33 protein-coding genes are annotated in these 22,412 nt (G+C 64.0%); 30 read left to right on the top strand and 3 right to left on the bottom strand.

What is annotated here, in order from left to right:
• Nucleotides 1-35: 35 nt before the first annotated feature.
• Together fusA and tuf are read left to right on the top strand one after the other, a co-directional pair.
• Complete coding sequence (gene fusA / locus ACXJKC_RS17495; protein WP_456698020.1) at nt 36-2,147, top strand: elongation factor G; 2,112 nt, start codon at nt 36-38, stop codon at nt 2,145-2,147.
• Nucleotides 2,148-2,238: 91 nt separating this feature from the next.
• On the top strand, nt 2,239-3,432 hold the full coding sequence (tuf, locus tag ACXJKC_RS17490) for an elongation factor Tu (protein ID WP_456698019.1): 1,194 nt from the start codon (nt 2,239-2,241) through the stop codon (nt 3,430-3,432).
• 133 nt (nt 3,433-3,565) lie between these two features.
• Here tuf and thiE read toward each other — a convergent pair whose 3' ends face one another.
• Complete coding sequence (thiE, locus tag ACXJKC_RS17485; RefSeq protein WP_456698018.1) at nt 3,566-4,201, bottom strand: thiamine phosphate synthase; 636 nt, start codon at nt 4,199-4,201, stop codon at nt 3,566-3,568.
• A gap of 118 nt (nt 4,202-4,319) precedes the next feature.
• Here thiE and thiO point away from each other — a divergent pair, with 118 nt between their 5' ends.
• The 28 genes from thiO to ACXJKC_RS17345 all read left to right on the top strand — a co-directional run bounded on the left by thiO (nt 4,320) and on the right by ACXJKC_RS17345 (nt 19,880).
• Entirely contained in the window at nt 4,320-5,468 is a 1,149-nt protein-coding gene (thiO, locus tag ACXJKC_RS17480; RefSeq protein ID WP_456698017.1) for a glycine oxidase ThiO, read from the top strand.
• Nucleotides 5,465-5,665 (top strand): sulfur carrier protein ThiS, encoded by a 201-nt coding sequence (gene thiS / locus ACXJKC_RS17475; protein WP_456698016.1) that lies wholly within the window; start codon nt 5,465-5,467, stop codon nt 5,663-5,665. The genes thiO and thiS overlap by 4 nt, the downstream gene beginning before the upstream one ends.
• A gap of 1 nt (nt 5,666) precedes the next feature.
• Entirely contained in the window at nt 5,667-6,437 is a 771-nt protein-coding gene (locus ACXJKC_RS17470) for a thiazole synthase (protein WP_456698015.1), read from the top strand.
• 353 nt (nt 6,438-6,790) lie between these two features.
• The gene (gene rpsJ, locus ACXJKC_RS17465; protein ID WP_012923688.1) at nt 6,791-7,099 is read left to right on the top strand and encodes a 30S ribosomal protein S10; all 309 of its coding nucleotides are present in this window, start codon (nt 6,791-6,793) and stop codon (nt 7,097-7,099) included.
• Between the two features lie 13 nt (nt 7,100-7,112).
• Nucleotides 7,113-7,769, top strand: a complete 657-nt coding sequence (gene rplC / locus ACXJKC_RS17460; protein WP_456698014.1) for a 50S ribosomal protein L3 — start codon at nt 7,113-7,115, stop codon at nt 7,767-7,769.
• A 4-nt stretch (nt 7,770-7,773) separates the two neighbouring features.
• Complete coding sequence (gene rplD / locus ACXJKC_RS17455; RefSeq protein WP_456698013.1) at nt 7,774-8,787, top strand: 50S ribosomal protein L4, sunset domain variant; 1,014 nt, start codon at nt 7,774-7,776, stop codon at nt 8,785-8,787.
• Nucleotides 8,784-9,089, top strand: coding sequence for a 50S ribosomal protein L23 (gene rplW / locus ACXJKC_RS17450; protein WP_396042184.1), 306 nt, complete (start codon nt 8,784-8,786; stop codon nt 9,087-9,089). Before rplD ends, rplW begins: the two co-directional genes overlap by 4 nt.
• Nucleotides 9,090-9,102: 13 nt before the next feature.
• Complete coding sequence (rplB, locus tag ACXJKC_RS17445) at nt 9,103-9,930, top strand: 50S ribosomal protein L2 (RefSeq protein ID WP_456698012.1); 828 nt, start codon at nt 9,103-9,105, stop codon at nt 9,928-9,930.
• 17 nt (nt 9,931-9,947) lie between these two features.
• Entirely contained in the window at nt 9,948-10,229 is a 282-nt protein-coding gene (gene rpsS / locus ACXJKC_RS17440) for a 30S ribosomal protein S19 (RefSeq protein WP_456698011.1), read from the top strand.
• Nucleotides 10,226-10,684, top strand: coding sequence for a 50S ribosomal protein L22 (rplV, locus tag ACXJKC_RS17435; protein ID WP_456698010.1), 459 nt, complete (start codon nt 10,226-10,228; stop codon nt 10,682-10,684). The genes rpsS and rplV overlap by 4 nt, the downstream gene beginning before the upstream one ends.
• The gene (rpsC, locus tag ACXJKC_RS17430) at nt 10,684-11,520 is read left to right on the top strand and encodes a 30S ribosomal protein S3 (RefSeq protein WP_456698009.1); all 837 of its coding nucleotides are present in this window, start codon (nt 10,684-10,686) and stop codon (nt 11,518-11,520) included. The genes rplV and rpsC overlap by 1 nt, the downstream gene beginning before the upstream one ends.
• Entirely contained in the window at nt 11,520-11,939 is a 420-nt protein-coding gene (rplP, locus tag ACXJKC_RS17425; RefSeq protein ID WP_108579714.1) for a 50S ribosomal protein L16, read from the top strand. The genes rpsC and rplP overlap by 1 nt, the downstream gene beginning before the upstream one ends.
• Nucleotides 11,939-12,172 (top strand): 50S ribosomal protein L29, encoded by a 234-nt coding sequence (rpmC, locus tag ACXJKC_RS17420; RefSeq protein WP_456698008.1) that lies wholly within the window; start codon nt 11,939-11,941, stop codon nt 12,170-12,172. Before rplP ends, rpmC begins: the two co-directional genes overlap by 1 nt.
• Nucleotides 12,169-12,456 (top strand): 30S ribosomal protein S17, encoded by a 288-nt coding sequence (gene rpsQ / locus ACXJKC_RS17415; RefSeq protein WP_456698007.1) that lies wholly within the window; start codon nt 12,169-12,171, stop codon nt 12,454-12,456. The genes rpmC and rpsQ overlap by 4 nt, the downstream gene beginning before the upstream one ends.
• Nucleotides 12,457-12,466: 10 nt before the next feature.
• Nucleotides 12,467-12,835 (top strand): 50S ribosomal protein L14, encoded by a 369-nt coding sequence (gene rplN / locus ACXJKC_RS17410; protein ID WP_019143636.1) that lies wholly within the window; start codon nt 12,467-12,469, stop codon nt 12,833-12,835.
• A 1-nt stretch (nt 12,836) separates the two neighbouring features.
• Nucleotides 12,837-13,199, top strand: a complete 363-nt coding sequence (gene rplX / locus ACXJKC_RS17405) for a 50S ribosomal protein L24 (RefSeq protein ID WP_456698006.1) — start codon at nt 12,837-12,839, stop codon at nt 13,197-13,199.
• Nucleotides 13,200-13,201: 2 nt separating this feature from the next.
• Nucleotides 13,202-13,768 carry a 50S ribosomal protein L5 gene (rplE, locus tag ACXJKC_RS17400; protein WP_456698005.1) on the top strand — a complete coding sequence of 189 codons (567 nt, stop codon included), beginning with the start codon at nt 13,202-13,204 and terminating at the stop codon, nt 13,766-13,768.
• 1 nt (nt 13,769) lies between these two features.
• Nucleotides 13,770-13,955 carry a type Z 30S ribosomal protein S14 gene (locus tag ACXJKC_RS17395; protein WP_056209415.1) on the top strand — a complete coding sequence of 62 codons (186 nt, stop codon included), beginning with the start codon at nt 13,770-13,772 and terminating at the stop codon, nt 13,953-13,955.
• Nucleotides 13,956-14,026: 71 nt separating this feature from the next.
• The gene (gene rpsH, locus ACXJKC_RS17390) at nt 14,027-14,434 is read left to right on the top strand and encodes a 30S ribosomal protein S8 (RefSeq protein WP_456698004.1); all 408 of its coding nucleotides are present in this window, start codon (nt 14,027-14,029) and stop codon (nt 14,432-14,434) included.
• 14 nt (nt 14,435-14,448) lie between these two features.
• The gene (gene rplF / locus ACXJKC_RS17385; protein WP_456698003.1) at nt 14,449-14,991 is read left to right on the top strand and encodes a 50S ribosomal protein L6; all 543 of its coding nucleotides are present in this window, start codon (nt 14,449-14,451) and stop codon (nt 14,989-14,991) included.
• Between the two features lie 3 nt (nt 14,992-14,994).
• Complete coding sequence (rplR, locus tag ACXJKC_RS17380) at nt 14,995-15,378, top strand: 50S ribosomal protein L18 (RefSeq protein WP_456698002.1); 384 nt, start codon at nt 14,995-14,997, stop codon at nt 15,376-15,378.
• 34 nt (nt 15,379-15,412) lie between these two features.
• Nucleotides 15,413-16,030: a 30S ribosomal protein S5 gene (gene rpsE, locus ACXJKC_RS17375; RefSeq protein ID WP_456698001.1), complete on the top strand. Its 618-nt coding sequence runs from the start codon at nt 15,413-15,415 to the stop codon at nt 16,028-16,030.
• A complete protein-coding gene (rpmD, locus tag ACXJKC_RS17370) occupies nt 16,030-16,212 on the top strand; it encodes a 50S ribosomal protein L30 (protein WP_129185632.1) in 183 nt (60 codons plus the stop codon). Before rpsE ends, rpmD begins: the two co-directional genes overlap by 1 nt.
• Before the next feature lie 2 nt (nt 16,213-16,214).
• Nucleotides 16,215-16,658, top strand: a complete 444-nt coding sequence (gene rplO, locus ACXJKC_RS17365) for a 50S ribosomal protein L15 (protein ID WP_456698000.1) — start codon at nt 16,215-16,217, stop codon at nt 16,656-16,658.
• A 126-nt stretch (nt 16,659-16,784) separates the two neighbouring features.
• Nucleotides 16,785-18,086, top strand: coding sequence for a preprotein translocase subunit SecY (secY, locus tag ACXJKC_RS17360; protein ID WP_456697999.1), 1,302 nt, complete (start codon nt 16,785-16,787; stop codon nt 18,084-18,086).
• The gene (locus tag ACXJKC_RS17355) at nt 18,087-18,650 is read left to right on the top strand and encodes an adenylate kinase (protein WP_456697998.1); all 564 of its coding nucleotides are present in this window, start codon (nt 18,087-18,089) and stop codon (nt 18,648-18,650) included. It begins immediately after the preceding gene.
• Between the two features lie 11 nt (nt 18,651-18,661).
• Nucleotides 18,662-19,474, top strand: a complete 813-nt coding sequence (gene map / locus ACXJKC_RS17350; RefSeq protein WP_456697997.1) for a type I methionyl aminopeptidase — start codon at nt 18,662-18,664, stop codon at nt 19,472-19,474.
• Nucleotides 19,475-19,478: 4 nt separating this feature from the next.
• Nucleotides 19,479-19,880: a hypothetical protein gene (locus ACXJKC_RS17345; RefSeq protein WP_456697996.1), complete on the top strand. Its 402-nt coding sequence runs from the start codon at nt 19,479-19,481 to the stop codon at nt 19,878-19,880.
• 10 nt (nt 19,881-19,890) lie between these two features.
• Here ACXJKC_RS17345 and ACXJKC_RS17340 read toward each other — a convergent pair whose 3' ends face one another.
• Together ACXJKC_RS17340 and ACXJKC_RS17335 are read right to left on the bottom strand one after the other, a co-directional pair.
• Nucleotides 19,891-21,522 (bottom strand): sigma-70 family RNA polymerase sigma factor, encoded by a 1,632-nt coding sequence (locus ACXJKC_RS17340; protein WP_456698041.1) that lies wholly within the window; start codon nt 21,520-21,522, stop codon nt 19,891-19,893.
• A 75-nt stretch (nt 21,523-21,597) separates the two neighbouring features.
• Nucleotides 21,598-22,371, bottom strand: coding sequence for an RNA polymerase sigma factor (locus tag ACXJKC_RS17335; protein ID WP_456697995.1), 774 nt, complete (start codon nt 22,369-22,371; stop codon nt 21,598-21,600).
• Between the last annotated feature and the right edge of the window lie 41 nt (nt 22,372-22,412).

The raw sequence follows: 22,412 nt of genomic DNA, 5'->3' as shown, positions 1-22,412 counted from the left end.
TCGGCTCACCATCTAGAACGGAAGCGATCACACTCGTGGCAACCGACATCACCACTGACCTCAAGAGGGTCCGCAACATCGGCATCATGGCGCACATCGATGCCGGTAAGACCACGACGACCGAACGCATCCTCTTCTACACCGGTATCACGTACAAGATCGGTGAAGTCCACGATGGCGGCGCCACGATGGACTGGATGGAGCAGGAGCAGGAGCGTGGCATCACGATCACGTCCGCTGCTACCACTTGCTGGTGGAAAGACAACCAGATCAACATCATCGACACCCCCGGGCACGTCGACTTCACCGTTGAGGTCGAGCGCAACCTGCGCGTCCTCGACGGTGCGGTCGCCGTGTTCGACGGTGTGGCCGGAGTCGAGCCGCAGTCCGAGACTGTGTGGCGTCAGGCCGACAAGTACGGCGTTCCGCGCATGTGCTTCGTCAACAAGCTCGACCGCACCGGTGCAAGCTTCGATTTCTGTGTCAAGACGATCCGTGAGCGCCTCGGCGCCACGGCCCTCGTTCTGCAGGTGCCGATCGGCGCCGAGAGCGACTTCATCGGCGTCGTCGACCTGGTCGGCAACCGCGCCCTCGTGTGGCGCGGCGAGACCGCGATCGGCGAGGACTACGCGATCGAGGAGATCCCGGCCGATCTGGTCGATATCGCCGCTGCCGCCCGCTCCGAAATGATCGAGACTCTGGCAGATCAGGACGACGAGTTCGCCGAGGCCTACCTCGACGGCGCGGAGATCACCCCTGAACTCCTCAAGCCGGCCATCCGTCGCGCGACGCTGGCCGCCAAGCTCAACCCGGTCCTGTGCGGTACCGCGTTCAAGAACAAGGGCATCCAGCCCCTGCTCGACGCCGTCATCGACTTCCTGCCCAACCCGCTCGACGTGGGCGAGGTCACGGGCCTGGATCCTCGCGACGAGACCAAGACCGACACCCGCGCACCCAACGAGAGCGAGCCGTTCGCGGCCCTCGCGTTCAAGATCGCTTCTGACCCGCACCTGGGCAAGCTGACCTACCTGCGCGTCTACTCCGGTCGCCTCGAGTCCGGCTCCACGGTCATCAACGTGACCAAGGGCCGCAAGGAGCGCATCGGCAAGATCTACCAGATGCATGCCAACAAGCGCGCCGAGATCGCTTCGGTGGGCGCAGGCCAGATCGTCGCCGTCATGGGTCTGAAGGACACGACGACCGGCGAGACGCTGTCCGATCCGCAGAAGCAGATCGTGCTGGAGTCGATGACGTTCCCCGCGCCGGTCATCCAGGTCGCGATCGAACCCAAGACCAAGAGCGACCAGGAGAAGCTCGGCACGGCCATCCAGCGCCTCGCCGAAGAGGATCCGACGTTCCAGGTCCACACCGACGAAGAGACCGGCCAGACCATCATCGCCGGCATGGGCGAGCTGCACCTCGACATCCTCGTGGATCGCATGAAGCGCGAGTTCAACGTCGAGGCCAACGTCGGCAAGCCGCAGGTCGCGTACCGCGAGACCATCAAGCGCAAGGTCGAGAACGTCAGCTACACCCACAAGAAGCAGACCGGTGGTTCGGGCCAGTTCGCCAAGGTCATCATCAGCATCGAGCCCACGGGCCCGCTGGCAGGTGGCGAGGGCGGCTACGAGTTCGACAACGCCGTCTCCGGTGGCCGTGTGCCCCGTGAGTACATTCCTTCGGTCGACCAGGGTGCACAGGACGCCATGCAGTTCGGCGTGCTCGCCGGCTACCAGATGGTCGACGTCAAGGTCACCCTGGAGGACGGCGCGTACCACGACGTCGACTCCTCGGAGCTCGCCTTCAAGCTCGCCGGTTCCATGGCGTTCAAGGAAGCAGCACGCAAGGCTGATCCGGTGATCCTCGAACCCGTCTTCGCGGTCGAGGTCACCACGCCCGAGGATTACATGGGCGATGTGATCGGCGACCTCAACTCCCGCCGTGGCCAAGTTCAGGCCATGGAGGAGGGCATGGGCGGCGTCAAGATCATCAAGGCGATCGTTCCCCTGTCCGAGATGTTCGGGTATGTGGGCGACCTGAGGTCCAAGACCTCGGGCCGTGCGTCATACTCGATGCAGTTCGACTCCTACGCGGAGGTTCCCAAGAACGTCGCGGAAGAGATCATCAAAAAGGCCCGCGGCGAGTAACAGCGGACCATCTCATAAGATGGCCTGAGGTACTCGTGCCGCGAGTATCCGACGGCGTTCAACAGCAACCAATTCGAAGAAGGAGCCCCAAGTGGCTAAGGCGAAGTTCGAGCGGACCAAGCCGCACATGAACATCGGCACCATCGGTCATATCGACCACGGTAAGACGACTCTTACCGCGGCGATCACCAAGGTGCTGCACGACAAGTACCCCGATCTGAACGAGGCCTCGGCCTTCGATCAGATCGACAAGGCACCCGAAGAGCGCCAGCGCGGCATCACGATCTCCATCTCGCACGTCGAGTACCAGACCGAGAACCGCCACTACGCGCACGTCGATTGCCCGGGTCACGCTGACTATGTCAAGAACATGATCACCGGTGCAGCTCAGATGGACGGCGCGATCCTCGTGGTCGCCGCCACCGATGGCCCCATGCCCCAGACGCGTGAGCACGTCCTGCTCGCTCGCCAGGTCGGCGTGCCCGCGATGGTCGTTGCGCTCAACAAGTGCGACATGGTCGACGACGAAGAAATCCTCGAGCTTGTCGAAATGGAAGTCCGGGAGCTGCTCAGCGACCAGGAATTCGATGGCGACAACGTTCCGGTCGTCAAGGTTGCAGCCGTTCCGGCTCTGGCCGGCGACGCCAAGTGGGGCGAGGCTGTCCTCGAGCTCATGCAGGCTGTCGACGACTACATCCCGATGCCCCCGCGTGAGACGGACAAGCCGTTCCTCATGCCGGTCGAGGACGTCTTCACGATCACCGGTCGTGGAACCGTCATCACGGGTCGTATCGAGCGCGGCATCATCAAGGTGACCGACACCGTCGACATCATCGGCATCCGCGACACCAAGCAGACCACGACGGTCACGGGCATCGAGATGTTCCGCAAGCTGCTCGACACGGGTGAGGCTGGCGAGAACGTCGGACTGCTCCTGCGTGGCACGAAGCGTGAAGACGTCGAGCGCGGCATGGTCATCATCGCGCCCGGTTCCACGACTCCTCACACGGAGTTCGAGGGCCAGGTCTACATCCTGTCGAAGGAAGAAGGCGGCCGTCACACGCCGTTCTTCAACAACTACCGTCCGCAGTTCTACTTCCGCACCACGGACGTCACCGGCGTCGTCACGCTGCCTGAGGGCACCGAGATGGTCATGCCGGGCGACAACACCGAAATGAGCGTTGAGCTGATCCAGCCCATCGCCATGGAAGAGGGCCTGCGCTTCGCCATCCGTGAGGGTGGACGTACGGTTGGCGCCGGTCGCGTCACGAAGATCAACAAGTAAGTCTCAGACTTTACTGGCCTAAGGCCCCGCACCAGCTTCGGCTGGGGCGGGGCCTTTCGCTATCCTCGGCCAGTCTTGGGCGGTGCGCTGGCGTCCAAGAATCGGTGCGAAGTGGACGCTAGTGCACCGGCCGCTACGGGACGGATCGCAGACGGGTGGCGAATGCTGCAGCGGCAGCACCCGGGTCTTCGGCCTCGGTGATCGCCCGCACGACGACGGCGCGTCGGGCACCGTGGGCGATCACGACCTCGAGGCGTGACAGGTCTTCGATCCCACCGATCGCGAACCAGGGCTTCGTGCCATGCTCGGCGGCGACATCGAGAAGCGACGGCCCAGAAGCCGGGCGTCCTGGCTTCGTCGGGGTGGCCCACACCGGACCGGTGCAGTAGTAGGCGAGTTCGTCCTCCTCTCGCGCCGCAACTACCTGACTGGGCTCGTGGGTCGAACGTCCGATCAACACATCCGGTCCGACGATGTCCCGGGCCACGGTCAACGGCAGATCACGCTGTCCCAGGTGAAGGACGGGTGCACGAGCGGCACGGGCGATATCGGCTCGGTCGTTGACCGCGAACAAGGCACCGTGGCGCTGCGCGGCGGCCGCGAAGACTTCCAGAAGGCGCAACTCCTCGCGTGCCTCCAGGCCCTTCTCGCGCAGTTGCACGATGTCTACTCCGGCGCGAAGCACCGTGTCGAGGAAATCTTCCAGATCGCCGGTACGGGAACGAGAGTCGGTGCACAGGTAGAGCCGGGCGTCGTCGAGGGGCGGCATGGGAGCAATCTACTGACTGGGTATCGTCGGGGGTGCACGGGAGCCTGGTGATGACCAGGCTGAGAGGGCATCAGCCGACCGTAGAACCTGATCCGGATCATGCCGGCGCGAGGGAGCAATGACAAAACAGTCTGAAGTCAGTGACGTGATCGTCCTCGGCGCAGGAGCGATCGGCGCGGCAATAGCCTGGCGCTGCGCCCAGCGAGGCCTCAAGGTCGTGGTTGTCGATCCACAAGCGGACACGGGAGCCTGGCGGGCCGCGGCCGGAATGCTGGCACCGCTGAGTGAGCTCTACTACGGCGAGACAGCTCTGCTGCGACTGGGACGTGAGTCCTTGGCCCGGTTCCCGGCATTCGTCGACGAGCTGAGTGAATTGACGGGTCTGGCCACAGGTTTCCGGCAGTGCGGGACGATCACGGTGGCCTGGGATCACGCGGATCTCGCGAACCTGGTGGCACTTGGCGGATTCGCCGAACAGCTGGGTCTGACCGCAGACATGGTTTCGGGACGCGCGTTGCGCATGCTCGAACCCGCATTGGCCTCGGGCCTTGCCGGCGGAATCGTGTCGGATCAGGATCATCAGGTCGATCCTCGACTCTTGCATCGTGCACTCACCGACGCAGGGGAGCGGGTTGGGGTCGCACGCGTGACCGGCACAGCGAGCGTCGTGGTGCGAGGCGACCGCGCGACGGGCGTCCTGCTCGATGACGGACGCCAGTTCAGCGCGGACTCGGTCGTTCTGGCGACAGGTGCGTGGGCGGGTCGGATCGATGGATTGCCCCGCGACGTCCTGCCGGCGGTTCGCCCCGTCAAGGGACACACCTTGCGGCTCTGCTTGCCGGGCGAGCCGCGGTTGCAGCACGTCGTGCGGGGCGTGGTCAGAGGCTCTGCTGTCTATATCGTGCCGCGAACTGACGGACGCCTAGTTGTCGGAGCGTCGAGCGACGAGGCGGGCTTTGACATGTCGGTCCGCGTGGGTGCGGTCTACGAGACGTTGCGCGATGCGCAGACTCTGTTCCCGGAGTTGGCCGAGGCAGTTCTCGAAGAGACCGTCGTGGGTCTGCGACCCGGAACGCCGGACAATATGCCGCTGATCGGCCCGTCGCGGATACAAGGACTACTGCTTGCCACCGGCCACTTCCGCAATGGGATCTTGTTGAGCCCGCTCACCGCCGACGCGATCGCCGATGTGCTGGTGGCAGGGAGCATGCCGGACGTCGTAGCTCCGTGTGCGCCGAGTCGATTCGAAAAGGTGGCCGCCGGATGATGATCACCCTCAACGGTGTCGAACAAGAGCTCGCCGAGGGCATGACGGTGATCGCGTTGATTCACCAACATGTGGGTTCGGCGCGCGGTTCGGCTGTTGCCATCGACGGTGTGGTCGTACCCAGAAGCCAATGGTCACACCGCATGCTGTCGGCGGGACAGTCCGTCGAACTCATCACAGCAGTACAAGGAGGCTGACATGGACGATCCATTCGTGATCGCAGGGGCGGAGCTGGGTTCGAGGCTCATCCTGGGCACCGGCGGCGCGCCGAGTATGCAGGTCATCGAGGAGACCATCGGTGCTTCCGGCACCCAGATGGTGACCGTCGCGTTGCGCAGGGTTGATCCGTCCAGCCAAGGATCGGTCATCGATGTGATCGACTCTGCCGGGGTCCGGGTGCTTCCGAACACTGCCGGGTGCCGTACGGCGCGTGAGGCGGTCCGAACCGCGCAACTCGGCCGCGAGGCGCTCGAGACGGACTGGGTCAAGCTCGAGGTCGTGGCCGATGAGCGCACGTTGTTGCCCGACGCCGCCGAGCTGCTAGACGCGGCCGAGGAACTCGTGGCGCTCGGCTTCACGGTGCTGCCTTACACCAACGACGATCCGGTACTGGCACGCCGGCTCCAACAAGTGGGATGCGCCGCTGTGATGCCCTTGGGTTCACCGATCGGCAGTGGGCTGGGGATTTGCAATCCGCACAACATCGCGCTGATCGTCGACGAAGCGACGGTGCCGGTGCTCCTCGACGCCGGGATCGGCACCGCCTCGGACGCGGCCCTGGCGATGGAGCTCGGCTGCGACGGGGTGTTGCTCGCGTCGGCCGTGACCCGGGCGCAGAATCCGACCATGATGGCCGCAGCGATGGGTGCGGCGGTCATTGCAGGACGCTTGGCCCACCTCGCCGGGCGCATTCCGCGCCGCGATCACGCCCGTGCGTCTTCGCCGCTTCTGGGTATGGCGGTCTTGTAGCTCGACGCGCGCAGGCGGACTACTGCTGGCCGGTGACCACCATCACCGAAGCAGCCGCAGACCTCGATTTGTGTTTGTTGCCGGGGTTCTGTCAGAATAGTTCGGTTGCCCCGGCTCGATCGCGGTGGCGCTGGAGTCCGGCATCTCACGCCGAGTACGACAAGAGCGCCGAATCTGAGATCGAGCCTGTCCTGCTGCGGCAGGTCCAACCACCTAACTCGAGAAGTGTGTGCCGTACCAGCCGTCAAAGGCCGCGACACGCCCGACCTCGGGGGTCGGCGGATGGGGGAGCCTTCTCCCTCAAACCCGAGGTGAGACTGCGAAGCGAACGAACGTAAAGGACAAGCGAGAGCATGGCGGGACAAAAAATCCGTATCCGGCTCAAGGCCTACGACCACGAGGTCATTGACTCGTCGGCGCGCAAGATCGTCGACACGGTGACGCGCACGGGCGCCAAGGTCGCAGGACCGGTGCCGTTGCCCACCGAAAAGAACGTTTTCTGCGTGATCCGTTCGCCGCACAAGTACAAGGACAGCCGCGAGCACTTCGAGATGCGCACACACAAGCGTCTCATCGACATCATTGACCCGACACCCAAGACAGTCGATTCGCTCATGCGTCTCGACCTGCCTGCCGGTGTCGACATCGAGATCAAGCTCTGAGGGGAAGCGACCAATGAGCGAAAGCAGCACTGCCACGACGCGCGGCCTCCTGGGCCGCAAGCTCGGCATGACCCAGGTCTGGGATGCCGACAACAAGATCATTCCCGTCACCGTGATCGCCGCCGACACCAATGTCGTCACGCAGATCCGTACGCGTGAGACCGACGGCTACTCCGCCGTTCAGCTCGGCTTCGGCGAGATCGACGGACGCAAGATCAACAAGCCGGTCGCCGGTCACCTTGCGAAGGCAGGCGTCACGCCTCGCCGTCACATGGTCGAGATCCGCACCGAGGCAATCTCGGAGTTCGAGCTGGGTCAGGAGATCTCCCCAGAGATCTTCGCCGCCGGAGACGTCATCGACGTCACCGCGACCAGCAAGGGCAAGGGCTTCGCCGGTGTCATGAAGCGTCACGGCTTCCACGGTGTGGGTGCATCTCACGGTGCGCACCGCAACCACCGTAAGCCTGGCTCGATTGGCGCCTGCGCCACTCCGGGTCGCGTCTTCAAGGGTCTGCGCATGGCCGGTCACATGGGTGCCGAGCAAGTCACCACCCAGAACCTCAAGGTCCACGCGGTCGACGCCGACAAGGGCGTCATCCTGGTCAAGGGCGCTGTGCCCGGCCCCAAGGGTGCGCTCGTCGTCATCCGCTCTGCAGTGAAGGGAGCCTGAAACCATGGCACTGACACTTCCCAAGGGCAGCATTGATGCCCAGCTGCCCGTCGACATCTTCGACGTTCAGACCAACATCCCGCTGATCCACCAGGTCGTCGTGGCCCAGCTGGCTGCGGCCCGCCAGGGTACGCACAGCACCAAGACACGTGGCGAGGTCGCCGGCGGTGGCAAGAAGCCCTACCGCCAGAAGGGCACCGGCCGCGCTCGCCAGGGCTCGATCCGCGCACCCCAGTACAACGGTGGTGGCATCGTGCACGGCCCCAAGCCGCGCGACTACGACCAGCGCACGCCCAAGAAGATGAAGGCTGCTGCTCTGCGCGGCGCCCTGTCCGACCGGGCCCGCACGGGTCGCCTGCACGTCATCGAGAGCTTCGTTTCCGGCGACAAGCCGTCCACGAAGCAGGCCATTGCGACGTTGGCCGGGCTCACCCCTCGTCCCCGCGTGCTCATCGTGGTGGATCGTGAAGACACGATCACCGCACTGAGCCTGCGCAATGTCGACCTCGCCGTGATCCTGACGTTCGATCAGCTCAACACGTACGACGTGCTGAAGGCTGACGACCTGGTCTTCACCCAGTCCGCATTCGACGCCTTCGTGGCGGCGCGTTCGGCCGAGGGTGCAGAGACGATCGCGCTGAGCGCCGCGGCTACCGAGGTGTCCGGTAAGGACAAGGCCCCGGCAGCCAAGAAGGCACCCGCCAAGAAGGCTGCGGCCAAGAAGGTCGAGCCCAAGAAGGCCGAGCCGAAGAAGGAAGAGGCCGCCAAGGTCGTCGAGGCTCCGGCCGCTGACGCCAAGGCTGGCGCTACCGCGACGCAGCCTTACGGCCCCGGATCGAAGGCGCCCCTCAAGAGCGGCAACGCTCCCAAGGGTCACGAGATCAAGGGCAACGAAGACTCGATGAAGTACCACGAGCCCGACGGCCAGTGGTACGAAGCCACTGTCGCCGAGGTCTGGTTCGACTCGGCCGAGACCGCTGAGGCTGCCGGCTTCACCAAGGCAGGAGACGACAAGTGAGCACGATCTACAAGGACCACCGCGACATCTTGATCGCACCGGTCGTCAGCGAGAAGAGCTACGGCTTGCTCGATGACAACAAGTACACGTTCGTGGTGCACCCCGACGCCAACAAGACGGAGATCAAGATCGCCGTCGAGAAGATCTTCGGCGTCAAGGTCACTTCGGTCAACACGCTCAACCGCAAGGGCAAGACGCGTCGCACCAAGACGGGTCTGGGCAAGCGCAAGGACACCAAGCGAGCAATCGTGAGTGTCGCGCCCGGTCAGAGCATCGACATCTTCTCGACGCCGAGCGCCTGAGGACTGAGGACATATGGCTATTCGCAAATACAAGCCGACAACGCCGGGCCGTCGTGGTTCGAGCGTCGCTGACTTCGCCGAGATCACCCGCACGACGCCGGAGAAGTCCCTGGTCGAGCCGCTGCCCAAGAAGGGTGGCCGCAACAACCAGGGCCGGATCACGACTCGTCACCAGGGTGGTGGACACAAGCGCGCCTACCGCATCATCGATTTCCGTCGCTACGACAAGGACGGAATCCCCGCGAAGGTCGCTCACATCGAATACGACCCCAACCGCACGGCGCGCATCGCGCTCCTGCACTACGCGGACGGCGAGAAGCGCTACATCATCGCGCCCGAGGGTCTGAAGCAGGGAATGCCCGTAGAGGCCGGACCGGCTTCCGACATCAAGGTCGGCAACAACCTGCCGCTTCGCAACATCCCGGTCGGCACGCTGCTGCACTGCATCGAGCTCCGTCCCGGTGGCGGCGCGAAGATGGGCCGTTCGGCCGGCGTCAAGGTTCAGCTCGTCGCCAAGGAAGGCGCCAAGGCTCAGCTGCGCCTGCCGTCCGGCGAGATGCGCTACGTCGACGTCCGCTGCCGTGCCACGATCGGCGAGGTCGGCAATGCCGAGCAGTCGAACATCAACTGGGGCAAGGCCGGCCGTAAGCGCTGGAAGGGCGTTCGCCCGACAGTCCGCGGTGTCGCGATGAACCCGGTCGACCACCCGCACGGTGGTGGCGAGGGCAAGACGTCCGGTGGACGTCACCCGGTCAGCCCGTGGGGCAAGGCCGAAGGCCGTACGCGTAAGCGCAAGGCCAGCGACTCCCAGATCGTCCGCCGCCGCAAGTCCGGCCGCTGAGAAGGATTGGTTAACAGATGCCACGCAGTTTGAAGAAGGGCCCGTTCGTTGACGGGCACCTTGAAAAGAAGGTCGACGTGCAGAACGCCGCCGACACTCACCATGTGATCAAGACCTGGTCGCGTCGCTCGATGATCCTGCCGTCCTTCATCGGACACACGATCGCCGTGCACGACGGCCGCAAGCACGTGCCCGTGTTCATCACGGACTCGATGGTCGGACACAAGCTGGGCGAGTTCGCTCCCACCCGCACGTTCCGTGGTCACGAGAAGGACGATCGGAAGGCGAAGAGGCGATGAGTGCAGCTACCCGTGAGAGCGTGAGCGCTCGCCGCGAGCGTCTGCTGGGCGACGAGCCCGGCGCGTTCGCAGTGACCCGCTTCGTGCGCGTCACCGCGCAGAAGTCACGTCGTATCGGCGATCTGATCCGTGGTGAATCGGTCGAGAACGCCCTGGCCATCCTGCAGTTCGCACCGCAGGCCGTTGCCGAGGTGTTCTACAAGCTGGTCGACAGCGCCGCAGCCAACGCCGAGACCACCGAAGGCCTTGACCGGTCCTCGCTGATCATCACGACGGTCCACGTTGACGAGGGCCCGACGATGAAGCGCTGGCGTCCCCGCGCCAAGGGTGCGGCCAACCGCATCCTCAAGCGCAGCAGCCACCTGACCGTGGTTGTCCAGCCGGCCGAGTTCGTCGAGGCCAAGCGCCTTGCCGCGACCATCAAATCCTCCAAGAAGAAGGGCGGGGCCCGATAGTGGGACAGAAAATCAACCCGCACGGGTTCCGACTGGGCATCTCGACGGATCACAAGAGCCGTTGGTACGCCGACAAGCTCTACAAGAGCTACGTCGGTGAAGACGTGCAGATCCGCAAGATGCTCACCAAGGGCATGGACCGCGCCGGCATCAGCCGTGTCGAGATCGAGCGCACGCGTGACCGCGTCCGTGTCGACATCCACACCGCTCGTCCCGGCATCGTCATCGGCCGCCGTGGCGCCGAGGCCGACCGCATCCGCGGCGACCTCGAGAAGCTCACGGGCAAGCAGGTGCAGCTGAACATCCTCGAGGTCAAGAACCCCGAGATGGACGCGCAGCTGGTTGCTCAGGGTGTTGCAGAGCAGCTCTCGGGCCGCGTGCAGTTCCGTCGGGCGATGCGCAAGGCGATGCAGTCGACGATGCGTTCGGGCGCCAAGGGTATTCGTATCCAGTGCTCGGGCCGTCTCGGTGGCGCTGAGATGTCGCGTTCGGAGTTCTACCGCGAGGGCCGCGTGCCCCTGCACACGCTCCGTGCCGACGTCGACTACGGCTTCTACGAGGCCAAGACGACCTTCGGACGCATCGGCGTCAAGGTCTGGATCTACAAGGGCGAAGTTGCCGGTACCCGCGCTGAGCGCGAGGCCGAAGCCGCCAAGCGCGCAGCTGCGCCTGGCAGCAACCGCCGTCCCGCACGTGGTGGAGCAGCTGGTGGCGCACGTCGCCCCGAGCGCCCCGCGCGCGAGGATTCCGCAGCAGCGGCAGAGACCGCTGCACCCGCCGCAACCGAGGCTCCCGCCGAGGCAGTGGCTGCAACACCGGCAGGGGAGGCTTCCTGATGTTGATGCCCCGTAGGGTCAAGTACCGCAAGCAGCACCACCCGGCTCGCCGCGGTGCTGCCAAGGGTGGCACCGAGCTCGCCTTCGGCGACTATGGCATCCAGTGTGTGACCGCAGCTTACGTGACGAACCGTCAGATCGAGTCCGCTCGTATCGCCATGACGCGTCACATCAAGCGTGGCGGAAAGGTCTGGATCAACATCTACCCGGACCGCCCGCTGACCAAGAAGCCTGCCGAGACCCGCATGGGTTCCGGTAAGGGTTCGCCCGAGTGGTGGGTCGCCAACGTCAAGCCCGGACGCGTCATGTTCGAGCTGTCGGGTGTCGACGAGAAGACCGCTCGCGAGGCCATGCGCCGCGCAATCCACAAGCTGCCCATGAAGGCACGCTTCATCACGCGAGAGACAGGTGAGCTGTGATGATCACCAACGCTGCAGAGTTGCGCGCCCTCCAGGCGGACGCTCTCGAAGAAAAGTTGCGTGAATCCAAGGAAGAGCTGTTCAACCTGCGCTTCCAGAACGCCACTGGTCAGCTCGACAACACGGCCCGACTGCGGGCAGTGCGCAAGGACATCGCGCGGATCTACACCGTCATGCGTGAGCGCGAGCTCGGCATCGTCGAGGCTCTGTCCGACGAGGGGGCCAAGGCATGACCAAGAACAATAAGGACGAGGCAGTGACCACCGAACGCACCACGCGCAAGACCCGTGAGGGTCTCGTCGTCAGCGACAAGATGGACAAGACCGTTGTGGTCAACGTCGAGGATCGCGTCAAGCACGCGCTCTACGGCAAGGTCCTGCGTCGCAACATCAAGCTCAAGGCTCACGACGAGTCCAACGCTGCCGGAATCGGCGACCGGGTCCTGATCATGGAGACCCGTCCGCTCTCGGCGACCAAGCGTTGGCGCATCGTCGAGATCCTCGAGAAGGCCAAGTAGGAGACGACAGATGATTCAGCAGGAGTCTCGACTCAAGGTCGCCGACAACACCGGTGCAAAGGAAATCCTCTGCATCCGTGTCCTCGGTGGCTCGGGCCGTCGTTACGCGGGCATCGGTGACACCATCGTCGCCACCGTGAAGGACGCCATCCCCGGCGGAAACGTCAAGAAGGGTGATGTCGTCAAGGCTGTCATCGTGCGCACCGTCAAGGAGCGCCGTCGTCCCGATGGTTCTTACATCAAGTTCGACGAGAATGCAGCCGTCATCCTCAAGGCGGACGGAGATCCGCGCGGAACGCGCATCTTCGGGCCCGTCGGCCGTGAACTTCGCGACAAGAAGTTCATGCGCATCATCTCTCTCGCACCGGAGGTGCTCTGACATGGCCCGCAAAGGCACCGTCAGTATTCGCAAGGGTGACCAGGTCAAGGTCATCGCTGGCAAGGACAAGGGCGTGACCGGTTCGGTCATCGAGGTGCTCGCCGAGCACAACCGGGTCATTGTCGAAGGCGTCAACCGCGTCAAGCGTCACACCAAGCCGACTCAGGCTGGCGGCGCGGGCTCGGGCGGCATCATCACCAGCGAAGCCCCCATCCACATCTCGAACGTCATGCTGCTCGCCGACAAGGAGCCGACTCGCGTCGGTTACCGTCGCGACGATGTCGTCAAGACACGCCCCGATGGCTCGACGTACGCCGCTCAGCGCAGCGTCCGTATCGCCAAGAAGACCGGAAAGGAGATCTGAGAATGAGCACAACTGAAGCTACGACCATGCCTCGTCTGAAGACGCGCTACCGCGAAGAGATCCTTCCGGCTCTGCGCGAGCAGTTCGAGTACTCGAACGTCATGCAGGTTCCTGGCCTGACCAAGATCGTCGTCAACATGGGTGTCGGCGAGGCTGCCCGCGACGGCAAGCTGATCGAGGGGGCCATCAAGGACCTCACCGCGATCACCGGCCAGAAGCCGCAGGTCACCAAGGCACGCAAGTCGATCGCCCAGTTCAAGCTGCGTGAGGGCATGCCGATCGGCACGCACGTCACGCTGCGCGGCGACCGCATGTGGGAGTTCCTCGACCGTCTTCTGACGCTCGCGCTGCCCCGGATCCGCGACTTCCGTGGCCTGAGCCCCAAGCAGTTCGACGGTCGCGGCAACTACACGTTCGGTCTGACCGAGCAGGTCATGTTCCACGAGATCGATCAGGACAAGATCGACCGCTCGCGTGGTATGGACATCACGATCGTGACGACGGCGACCAACGACGACGAGGGGCGCGCGCTGCTCAAGCTGCTCGGCTTCCCCTACAAGGAGAACTGACATGGCGAAGACTGGACTCAAGGTCAAGGCCGCTCGCAAGCCCAAGTTTGCGGTTCGCGGTTATACCCGTTGCCAGCGTTGTGGCCGACCCCGCTCGGTCTACAAGAAGTTCGGCCTCTGCCGCATCTGCCTTCGTGAGATGGCACACCGCGGCGAGCTGCCGGGCATCACCAAGAGCTCCTGGTAATTTCACACCTCTGAATGGCGTAGGTCCCTCGACAACGAGGGAAACCGCGGCAGGAATGGAAACACACACTCATGACAATGACCGATCCGATCGCAGACATGCTGACGCGTGTCCGCAACGGCAATCAGGCGTACCACGACAGCGTGAGCATGCCCTACTCGAAGCTGAAGGCCGGCGTCGCCGAGATCCTGAAGCAGGAGGGCTACATCACGTCGATCGACGTCGCCGAGCCCGCCGAGGGTGAGGTCGGCAAGACGCTGACCATCACACTCAAGTACGGCCAGCACCGCGAGCGTTCCATCGCCGGCATCCGCCGCATCAGCAAGCCGGGACTGCGCGTCTACGCGAAGTCGACGGCTCTGCCCAAGGTCCTCGGTGGCCTTGGTGTGGCGATCATCTCGACCAGCCAGGGTCTGCTCACGGACCGCCAGGCCAACCAGAAGGGCGTAGGCGGAGAAGTCCTCGCCTACGTCTGGTGAGAGGGGCCTGAACCATGTCACGCATTGGCAAGATTCCAGTCACGATCCCGTCGGGCGTCGAGGTCACCATCGAAGGTCAGGACATTCGTGTCAAGGGCCCCAAGGGTGAACTCAGCCATACGGTTTCCGAGCCCATCACCGTCAGCAAGTCCGACGATGGAACGCTCGCGGTCGAGCGTCCCAACGACGAGCGCCGGAGCAAGGCCCTTCACGGCCTGTCCCGCACGCTGATCAGCAATATGGTCGTCGGCGTCACCGAGGGCTACGAGAAGAAGCTCGAGATCGTCGGCGTCGGCTACCGTGTCGCCTCCAAGGGTCCGACCGAGCTCGAGTTCGCACTCGGCTTTAGCCACCCGGTTGTCGTCAAGGCGCCCGAGGGCATCACGTTCGCAGTCGAGAAGCCCACGGCTTTCTCGGTCATCGGCATCGACAAGCAGGCCGTCGGTGAGGTTGCAGCGAACATTCGCAAGATCCGCAAGCCCGAGCCCTACAAGGGCAAGGGTGTCCGTTACTCCGGCGAGCATGTTCGTCGCAAGGTCGGAAAGGCTGGTAAGTAGTCCATGGCTATCTCGATCAGGCACAACAAGAACATCAAGGGTCGTACGGCATCGCGTCTGCGCCGCCAGATCCGTGGTCGCAAGAAGATCCACGGATCCGCCGAGCGTCCGCGCCTTGTCGTCACGCGCTCCAGCAAGCACATGGTTGCCCAGATCGTCGACGACCTCGAGGGACACACCCTCGCTTCGGCGTCGACGATGGAAGCCGATCTGCGCGCTTCGGCCGATGACAAGTCGGCCAAGGCCAAGCGGGTAGGTGAGCTCGTCGCCGAGCGCGCCAAGGCCGCCGGCGTCGGCACCGTGGTCTTCGACCGTGCGGGCAACAAGTACGCCGGTCGCGTCGCAGCACTTGCTGACGGCGCTCGCGAGGGCGGACTGGAGTTCTGATGACGAACAACATCAACAACCAGAGGAGTGCCGCATGAGCGGGCAGCAGCGCCGCGGAGGCGGAGGCGGACGGGGTCGTGGAAGCGACCGCGGAGCCGAGAAGTCGCAGTACATCGAGAAGGTCGTCACGATCAACCGTGTCGCCAAGGTCGTCAAGGGTGGTCGTCGCTTCAGCTTCACCGCTCTCGTGATCGTGGGCGACGGCGACGGTCAGGTCGGCATCGGCTACGGCAAGGCCAAGGAAGTGCCTACCGCGATCTCGAAGGGTGTCGAAGAGGCCAAGAAGTCCTTCTTCCGCGTCCCCCGGATCCAGGGCACGATCCCGCACCCCGTGCAGGGCGAGAAGGCGGCTGGCGTCGTCTTCCTGCGTCCGGCGTCCCCGGGTACCGGCGTTATCGCCGGTGGTCCGGTCCGCGCCGTGCTCGAGGCTGCCGGCGTCCATGACGTCCTGAGCAAGTCGCTGGGCTCGGCCAACGCGATCAACATCGTTCACGCGACCGTGGCGGCTCTCAAGCTGCTCGAATCGCCTGAGCAGGTTGCCGCGCGTCGCGGTCTGACGGTCGAAGAGGTTGCCCCGGCAGCCTTGCTTCGCGCCGGCAAGGAAGGCATCGCCGAGGCCAAGGCCAAGGCTGATGCCGGAGCGGGTGTCTGATGGCCAAGCTTCAGGTAACCCAGACCAAGTCCGGTATCGGACGCAAGCAGAACCAGCGCGACACGCTGCGCTCGCTCGGTCTGAAGAAGATCGGCGACGTGGTTGTCGTTGAGGATCGTCCCGAGCTCCGTGGCATGGCTGAGGCCATCCCGCACCTCGTGGACGTCAAGGAGGTGGACTGACCATGGCGCTCAAACTGCATCACTTGCGCCCGGCCCCAGGAGCCAAGACTGCCAAGACCCGTGTCGGTCGTGGTGAGGGCTCGAAGGGTAAGACGGCTGGTCGCGGAACCAAGGGTACGAAGGCTCGTTACCAGGTTCCCGCCGGCTTCGAGGGTGGACAGGTTCCCATCCACATGCGCCTGCCCAAGCTGAAGGGGTTCAAGAACCCGTTCCGCGTGGAGTTCCAGGTCGTCAACCTCGATCGCATCGAGGAGCTGTACCCCAAGGGCGGTGACGTCAACATCGAGTCGCTCGTCGCCAACGGCGCGGTTCGCAAGAACCAGCCCGTCAAGGTCCTGGGCCAGGGCGAGATCACCGTGAAGGTCAACGTCACGGCGACCAAGTTCTCGGCCTCGGCCAAGACCAAGATCGAAGCAGCAGGCGGCAGCGTCACCATTCTTGGCTGATGCTGTTCGGGGCAGGACACACGTCCTGCCCCGGCTGCTCTCCTTGGCTGTTAGAGTCATCTAGCGGGCGAAAGCCCGCTTTTGTCCGTCATACCGAAGCACACCTAGTGCACGAGGAGGATCGCGGTGCTCAGCGCCTTCGTAAATGCGTTCCGGACGCCCGATCTGCGTAAAAAGATCCTCTTCGTCCTGTTCGTCATCGTCTTGTTCCGGTTGGGATCGACGATGCCGGCGCCTGGCATCGATGTCGGCAACGTGCGAGATTCCGTCGACGCTGCCTCGACCGGTGAGAACAGCAGCCTCTTCGCACTCATCAACGTCTTCTCCGGCGGTGCGCTGCTGCAGTTGACCGTGTTCGCGTTGGGCATCATGCCTTACATCACGGCCAGCATCATCTTGCAGTTGCTCGTCGTAGTGATCCCTCGTCTGGAGGCCCTCAAGAAGGAGGGCCAGGCCGGACAGACCAAGATCACCCAATACACCCGCTATCTGACGCTGGGCCTGGCGATTCTCCAGGCGACCGGCATCGTGGCGTTGGCCCGCAGTCGCAATCTGTTCGGTGCCGACACCGGCGCTCTGCTGTACGACGAAGACAGCATCTGGTCATTCCTGCTCATCGTGCTCACGATGGTCGCCGGCACCGCAGTCATCATGTGGCTCGGCGAGCTCATCACCGACCGCGGAGTCGGCAATGGCATGTCGATCCTGATCTTCACGCAGGTTGTGGCGACGTTCCCCGGCGCGATGTGGCAGATCAAGGAGACCAAGGGCTGGACCACGTTCACGATGGTCGTCCTGATCGGTCTGGTCATCGTGGCCGGCGTCATCTTCATCGAGCAGGCCCAGCGCCGTATCCCGGTGCAGTATGCCAAGCGCATGGTCGGCCGCCGCATGTTCGGCGGCTCGTCGACCTACATCCCGTTGAAGGTCAACCAGGCCGGCATCATCCCGGTCATCTTCGCGTCATCCCTGATGTATCTGCCGGCGCTCATGGCGCAGTTCAACTCCGGTGCTGGTTGGGCGACGTGGATCAATGACAACTTCGTCAAGGGCGATCACCCGCTCTACATGATCACGTTCTTCACCCTGATCGTGTTCTTCACGTACTTCTATGTGTCGATCACCTTCAACCCCGAAGAAGTGGCCGACAACATGAAGAAGTACGGCGGGTTCATCCCGGGGATCCGTGCTGGACGTCCGACCCAGGACTACCTCGCATATGTGCTGAGTCGTATCACCGCTCCCGGAGCGCTGTACCTCGGTCTCATCGCGCTGATCCCGATGATCGCGATCGCGGCGATCGGGGCGAGCCAGAACTTCCCGTTCGGCGGCACGACGCTGTTGATCATCGTGGGCGTCGGCCTCGACACCGTGAAACAAATCGAAAGCCAGTTGCAGCAGCGCAACTACGAAGGGTTCCTCAAGTAAATGCGACTCCTCATCATGGGCCCGCCCGGTGCGGGCAAGGGCACTCAGGCCATTTCGCTGGCCGCGCGTATCGGTGGCGCGCACGTCTCCACTGGTGACATCTTTCGCGCGAACGTGCGGGATCAGACCGAACTCGGTCGGGCCGCGCAGCGTTACATGGACGCCGGGGAGTACGTGCCTGATGAGGTCACGAACGCCATGGTCAAGGATCGGTTGGCCCAAGATGACGCTCGCGAGGCGTTCATCCTCGACGGCTATCCGCGTACCGTCGACCAGGTCGCGACGCTCGATGGGATCCTCGACGACCTGGGTACCAAGCTCGACGGAGTCATCGAGTTGGTCGTCGACTCCGAAGAGCTCATCCAGCGTCTGCTGAAGCGGGCGGAGACGAGCGGTCGCGCCGATGACACCGAAGAGGTCATCCGGCACCGCCAAGAGGTTTACACCGCTGAGACATCGCCTCTGATCGAGGTCTACGGTTCGCGTGGGCTGTTGATCAAGGTCGACGGTATGGGCGATGTCGATGAAGTAACCAAGCGCATCGACGCTTCCCTGCCCTCCTAGACAACATTCACATGTTCGAGCGCGGCATCGAGATCAAGACACCAGCACAGATCGAGGCCATGCGGGCTGCAGGTCTCGTGGTGGGTCGGACTCTAGAAGTGCTGCGTGAGTCCGCGCTGGCGGGCGTCTCGACCCGCGAGCTGGACGTCATCGCGGCCGAAGCGATCCGTTCGATGGGCGCGACGTCCAACTTCTTGGGCTATCACGGCTTCACCGGCGTCATCTGCACTTCGGTCAACGACGAGGTCGTGCATGGGATCCCGGGTGACCGAGTGCTCCGCGACGGCGACATCATCTCGATCGACTGCGGAGCCATCGTCGACGGCTGGCACGGCGACGCCGCCATCACGGTCGCGATCGGCGATGTGCCAGATGAGGTCACAGAGTTGATGCGGGTCACCGAGGAGTCCATGTGGCGCGGTATCGCTGCGGCCAGGCTGGGTGGACGGGTCTCGGATATCAGCCATGCGATCGAGTCGACGGTCGTAGCTGCAGGTGACTACGGCATCGTCGACGGATATACCGGTCATGGCATCGGCTCGGCGATGCATCAACCGCCCGATGTGCCCAACTTCGGCAAGCCACGTCGTGGCCCCAAGCTGGTCAAGGGCTTGGCGCTCGCGGTGGAGCCGATGATCAGTCTCGGCACAGATCAGACGAGGACGCTGGCGGACGACTGGACGGTCGTGACGACCGATGGTTCGTGGGCTGCCCACTTCGAGAACACCTTCACCTTGACTGACCGCGGGGCGTGGGTGCTGACCGCGATCGACGGTGGCAAGGATCGGCTCGCGGAGCTGGGTGTGCCCTATGGGGGAGACTAGAGACATGAAGCTCCTGTTGGCCGCCCTGTCGCTCGTTTTCGTCGCCGCGTGCGGTTCGCAGGACTCATCCGAAGGGGCGCCGTCGCCCTCGCCTTCCGCGACCTCGTCCTCCGGACCGGCGGCTGCCGTCGAACAGCTGATGCGGGCGCTGGATGCCGGCGACTGCAAGGCTGCCAAGGCTTTGGTCGTGACTCCGTCGGCGATGGACTGCGGTGACGTCGAAGCGGCTGCCGGATCATTCGCGGAGGAAGGCAATGATCTCGACGCCGTGACGTACGAGGCCGGGCCGGTGCAAGGCACGAGCGCAACTGTGACGATCGACTGGGGAAATGAGAACCCCGGTGAGTCATATGACGTCGAAAAGGTCGACGGCAAGTGGCGCGTGCTGTTCGACTCTGCTGCCTAACCTCTGAGTGTCAGGGGTTCCAAGGTCCTGTGGAATGCGTGCTTGTGTCGTTGGTGCTGTTCGGATCAAGGTTGTTGCTGGCTGAAATGGTGGCTCCGACGGTTGGCATATAGCCCTCGATGGAAAAACGCAGGACGGGAACCTGCTCTCCAGTCTGGGTGCGCCTACATGTCATCGCGGCCATCGGTTGTTCAAACGTCGCCACGTCGCAGGTCCACCCTTGGCTGAGGCCGCCGCGAAATGTCGTGGGTCTGTTGACCGCAGAGAACGTCAGCGCAACTGTGACGATATTGCCCCGAGGTGATTCGTTAGACGCGGCGACCTCGACACTAAGCTGGCGATATCCGTATTCAGACTGGTCGATGTGGCTCATAGTGACCGAGTAGTCGGTCTCGGTGGGCACCGGTTCTGGAACAGTTGGCCAGGGAGTGGGTGTAGGTGTCGGGCTTGGCTTCGGAGTAGCCGTCGGCTTCGAGGTGGGCTTGGGGACCGGACGGCTTGGCTTGTCTGACTTGGGCGGGTCCGGCGGATCGGCGATTGTCGGGGGCGGCACGAGCGGGATGACATTGCGCGGCGGGACAGAAGACTCGGACGTACCGGAAGGCTTCTGCTTGTCCGGCCGGCTCGAAGGCTGAGGTGCGATCGGCGAGGTCTGTGGTTCGGAGGGGGTGGCGCTGGGAATGGGTTGTGCGGCCGAATGCGAAGGCTCGTCGCCGCCTCCGGCCGCCATGCCGATGCCGACCGCGCCGCCAACGACTGTCAGCGTCACGACGCCGGCGGCCACAGCGGCTGCAGGACTTCCCGTAGCGGCCGACTGCAGACGTTGGGGCAATGCTCCAAGCGCGGCGCCGACCGAGACCAGGCCACCTGTCGTGCCGAGATATCCGGCGGCCGCCGCGCCCAGGAGCGCGGGTGCGAGCAGACCCGACAGATCGCCGTTGACCTCGACGAGTTCGAGATACAGGCCCGAGCACCGGGTGCAGGTGTCGAGATGCTTCTCGACCGCGGCGGTGTCGCGTGTGCGCAGCGCCTTCCGCACGTACTGTCCGAGGAGCGCGGTTGTGCTTTTGCAGTCGTCATCGAGTGTGGGCGACAAGTGGCTTTGCAAGTAGGCGACGCGCAGACCCTCGCGGGCGCGGTAAGCGAGCGCGGAAACGCTGTTGGGGCTCATCCCGAGCAGGGGAGCGACCTGGGCGGGTTTCTGCTGCTCGACATCGAGATGCCACAAGACCATCTGCCAGCGTTCGGGCAGCGACGCGAAAGCCTCGGCGGCGGCCTGCTGCTCGAACTTCATCTCCGCCGGGTCGATGAACTCGACCGCGCGATCGAGCTCGGCCTCGTCGCCGGTCGTCTTCAGCCGTTTTCCGGCCCGGATGCGGTCGACGTGCAGCCGACGGATACTCGTCAGCAGATAAGCCCGGAAGAACTCGTCGGGTCCCTTGCCACCCTGGAGGGCAGCCATGACACGTGAGAAGGATTCGGCCACGAGGTCGTCGGCGTCTGAGCTGGGGACCAGCTGCCTGGCGAGCCGGTTCGCGGCGTCACGATGCCGGGCGAACAGCACTCCGTACGATTCGAGGTCGCCAGCGCGCACCGCGACGATGAGCTCGGCGTCGGTGACGTCTGAGGTCGCGCTCGACATCTCGGTCACGTCGTGGTCCGGCCTTTCGTGCGTGCAGGGATAGGGGCATTGCGGTGCTCGTCTGGAGCGAGGTTCTCAATCAGGTGGGACGATTCCGATCTCGACACCAGTGGCCTGAAGCTCGACGTACGCCGACATGCAGTCCTGGCAAGTCGCCAGATGCGCATGTGTCTTTTCGAGTTCGCGGGTACTTCCGGTCCGTTGCAAAAATGCCGGGAGTTTGGATCGGGTGTTGGCACAGATTGCATCGGCCTCGGGTCCGGGCGGGGAGATGTGCTGCTGCAGATATGCCTGGCGTAGTCCCGAACGGGCCCGGTACACCAGGGCTGAGACGCTGTTGGGCGAGACGTCGAGTGCCTCGGCGAGATCTTGTGGCTTGTGGCCTTCGACGTCGAGGTGCCACAGCACGGTCTGCCAGCGAGCCGGCAGTGACTCGTACGCTGCGCGGACCGAAGTGCGTTCGAAGGAATCGAGTTGGCTGTCACCGAAAGGCACCGCGGTGTCGATCTGCGACTCATCGTCAGTCGGTAGGACCTTCTGCCGGGCTTTGGCGCGACGGCCGGCCTCGTGGCGAACTGTCGTGAACAAGTAGCTGCGGAAGTTTGACGTAGGGCCCTTGCCGCGTCCCACCAGATCGAGAATCCGGGCGAAGGACTCGGAGACGATGTCTTCGGCGTCGTCGCGCATGCCCAGGTGACGGGCGAGACGAAGGGCCGCATAGGCGTAGCGGTCATACAGGGTCGCATAGGCTTCCTGGTTGCCGCTTCGAGCCATCACGAGGAGTTCCGGAGTCTCCAGGTCTTCCAAACCTGGGACGTCCGACATCCCGGTGGCGGTTTGAATGTCCATGCGTCTCCTGAAATCTTTTCGCCCGACACCGTGAGGTGCCG

Source organism: Aeromicrobium sp. P5_D10, assembly GCF_054049535.1.
This window is presented reverse-complemented; position numbering and strand designations above follow the sequence as displayed.

What these genes read in the sequence shown, in the direction of transcription:
- rpsS (WP_456698011.1), top strand. Translation starts at nt 9,948, where the DNA reads ATGCCACGCAGTTTGAAGAAGGGCCCGTTCGTTGACGGGCACCTTGAA.
- rpmD (WP_129185632.1), top strand. Translation starts at nt 16,030, where the DNA reads ATGGCCAAGCTTCAGGTAACCCAGACCAAGTCCGGTATCGGACGCAAG.
- thiO (WP_456698017.1), top strand. Translation starts at nt 4,320, where the DNA reads ATGACAAAACAGTCTGAAGTCAGTGACGTGATCGTCCTCGGCGCAGGA.
- ACXJKC_RS17355 (WP_456697998.1), top strand. Translation starts at nt 18,087, where the DNA reads ATGCGACTCCTCATCATGGGCCCGCCCGGTGCGGGCAAGGGCACTCAG.
- rplR (WP_456698002.1), top strand. Translation starts at nt 14,995, where the DNA reads ATGGCTATCTCGATCAGGCACAACAAGAACATCAAGGGTCGTACGGCA.
- thiE (WP_456698018.1), bottom strand. Translation starts at nt 4,201, where the DNA reads ATGCCGCCCCTCGACGACGCCCGGCTCTACCTGTGCACCGACTCTCGT.
- map (WP_456697997.1), top strand. Translation starts at nt 18,662, where the DNA reads ATGTTCGAGCGCGGCATCGAGATCAAGACACCAGCACAGATCGAGGCC.
- rpsJ (WP_012923688.1), top strand. Translation starts at nt 6,791, where the DNA reads ATGGCGGGACAAAAAATCCGTATCCGGCTCAAGGCCTACGACCACGAG.
- ACXJKC_RS17340 (WP_456698041.1), bottom strand. Translation starts at nt 21,522, where the DNA reads ATGTCGAGCGCGACCTCAGACGTCACCGACGCCGAGCTCATCGTCGCG.
- rplC (WP_456698014.1), top strand. Translation starts at nt 7,113, where the DNA reads ATGAGCGAAAGCAGCACTGCCACGACGCGCGGCCTCCTGGGCCGCAAG.
- rplO (WP_456698000.1), top strand. Translation starts at nt 16,215, where the DNA reads ATGGCGCTCAAACTGCATCACTTGCGCCCGGCCCCAGGAGCCAAGACT.
- rplD (WP_456698013.1), top strand. Translation starts at nt 7,774, where the DNA reads ATGGCACTGACACTTCCCAAGGGCAGCATTGATGCCCAGCTGCCCGTC.
- rpsQ (WP_456698007.1), top strand. Translation starts at nt 12,169, where the DNA reads ATGACCAAGAACAATAAGGACGAGGCAGTGACCACCGAACGCACCACG.
- ACXJKC_RS17395 (WP_056209415.1), top strand. Translation starts at nt 13,770, where the DNA reads ATGGCGAAGACTGGACTCAAGGTCAAGGCCGCTCGCAAGCCCAAGTTT.
- rplF (WP_456698003.1), top strand. Translation starts at nt 14,449, where the DNA reads ATGTCACGCATTGGCAAGATTCCAGTCACGATCCCGTCGGGCGTCGAG.
- rpsH (WP_456698004.1), top strand. Translation starts at nt 14,027, where the DNA reads ATGACAATGACCGATCCGATCGCAGACATGCTGACGCGTGTCCGCAAC.
- rplX (WP_456698006.1), top strand. Translation starts at nt 12,837, where the DNA reads ATGGCCCGCAAAGGCACCGTCAGTATTCGCAAGGGTGACCAGGTCAAG.
- rplE (WP_456698005.1), top strand. Translation starts at nt 13,202, where the DNA reads ATGAGCACAACTGAAGCTACGACCATGCCTCGTCTGAAGACGCGCTAC.
- ACXJKC_RS17335 (WP_456697995.1), bottom strand. Translation starts at nt 22,371, where the DNA reads ATGGACATTCAAACCGCCACCGGGATGTCGGACGTCCCAGGTTTGGAA.
- rplV (WP_456698010.1), top strand. Translation starts at nt 10,226, where the DNA reads ATGAGTGCAGCTACCCGTGAGAGCGTGAGCGCTCGCCGCGAGCGTCTG.
- ACXJKC_RS17345 (WP_456697996.1), top strand. Translation starts at nt 19,479, where the DNA reads ATGAAGCTCCTGTTGGCCGCCCTGTCGCTCGTTTTCGTCGCCGCGTGC.
- rplN (WP_019143636.1), top strand. Translation starts at nt 12,467, where the DNA reads ATGATTCAGCAGGAGTCTCGACTCAAGGTCGCCGACAACACCGGTGCA.
- thiS (WP_456698016.1), top strand. Translation starts at nt 5,465, where the DNA reads ATGATGATCACCCTCAACGGTGTCGAACAAGAGCTCGCCGAGGGCATG.
- rpmC (WP_456698008.1), top strand. Translation starts at nt 11,939, where the DNA reads ATGATCACCAACGCTGCAGAGTTGCGCGCCCTCCAGGCGGACGCTCTC.
- rpsE (WP_456698001.1), top strand. Translation starts at nt 15,413, where the DNA reads ATGAGCGGGCAGCAGCGCCGCGGAGGCGGAGGCGGACGGGGTCGTGGA.
- rplB (WP_456698012.1), top strand. Translation starts at nt 9,103, where the DNA reads ATGGCTATTCGCAAATACAAGCCGACAACGCCGGGCCGTCGTGGTTCG.
- ACXJKC_RS17470 (WP_456698015.1), top strand. Translation starts at nt 5,667, where the DNA reads ATGGACGATCCATTCGTGATCGCAGGGGCGGAGCTGGGTTCGAGGCTC.
- rplP (WP_108579714.1), top strand. Translation starts at nt 11,520, where the DNA reads ATGTTGATGCCCCGTAGGGTCAAGTACCGCAAGCAGCACCACCCGGCT.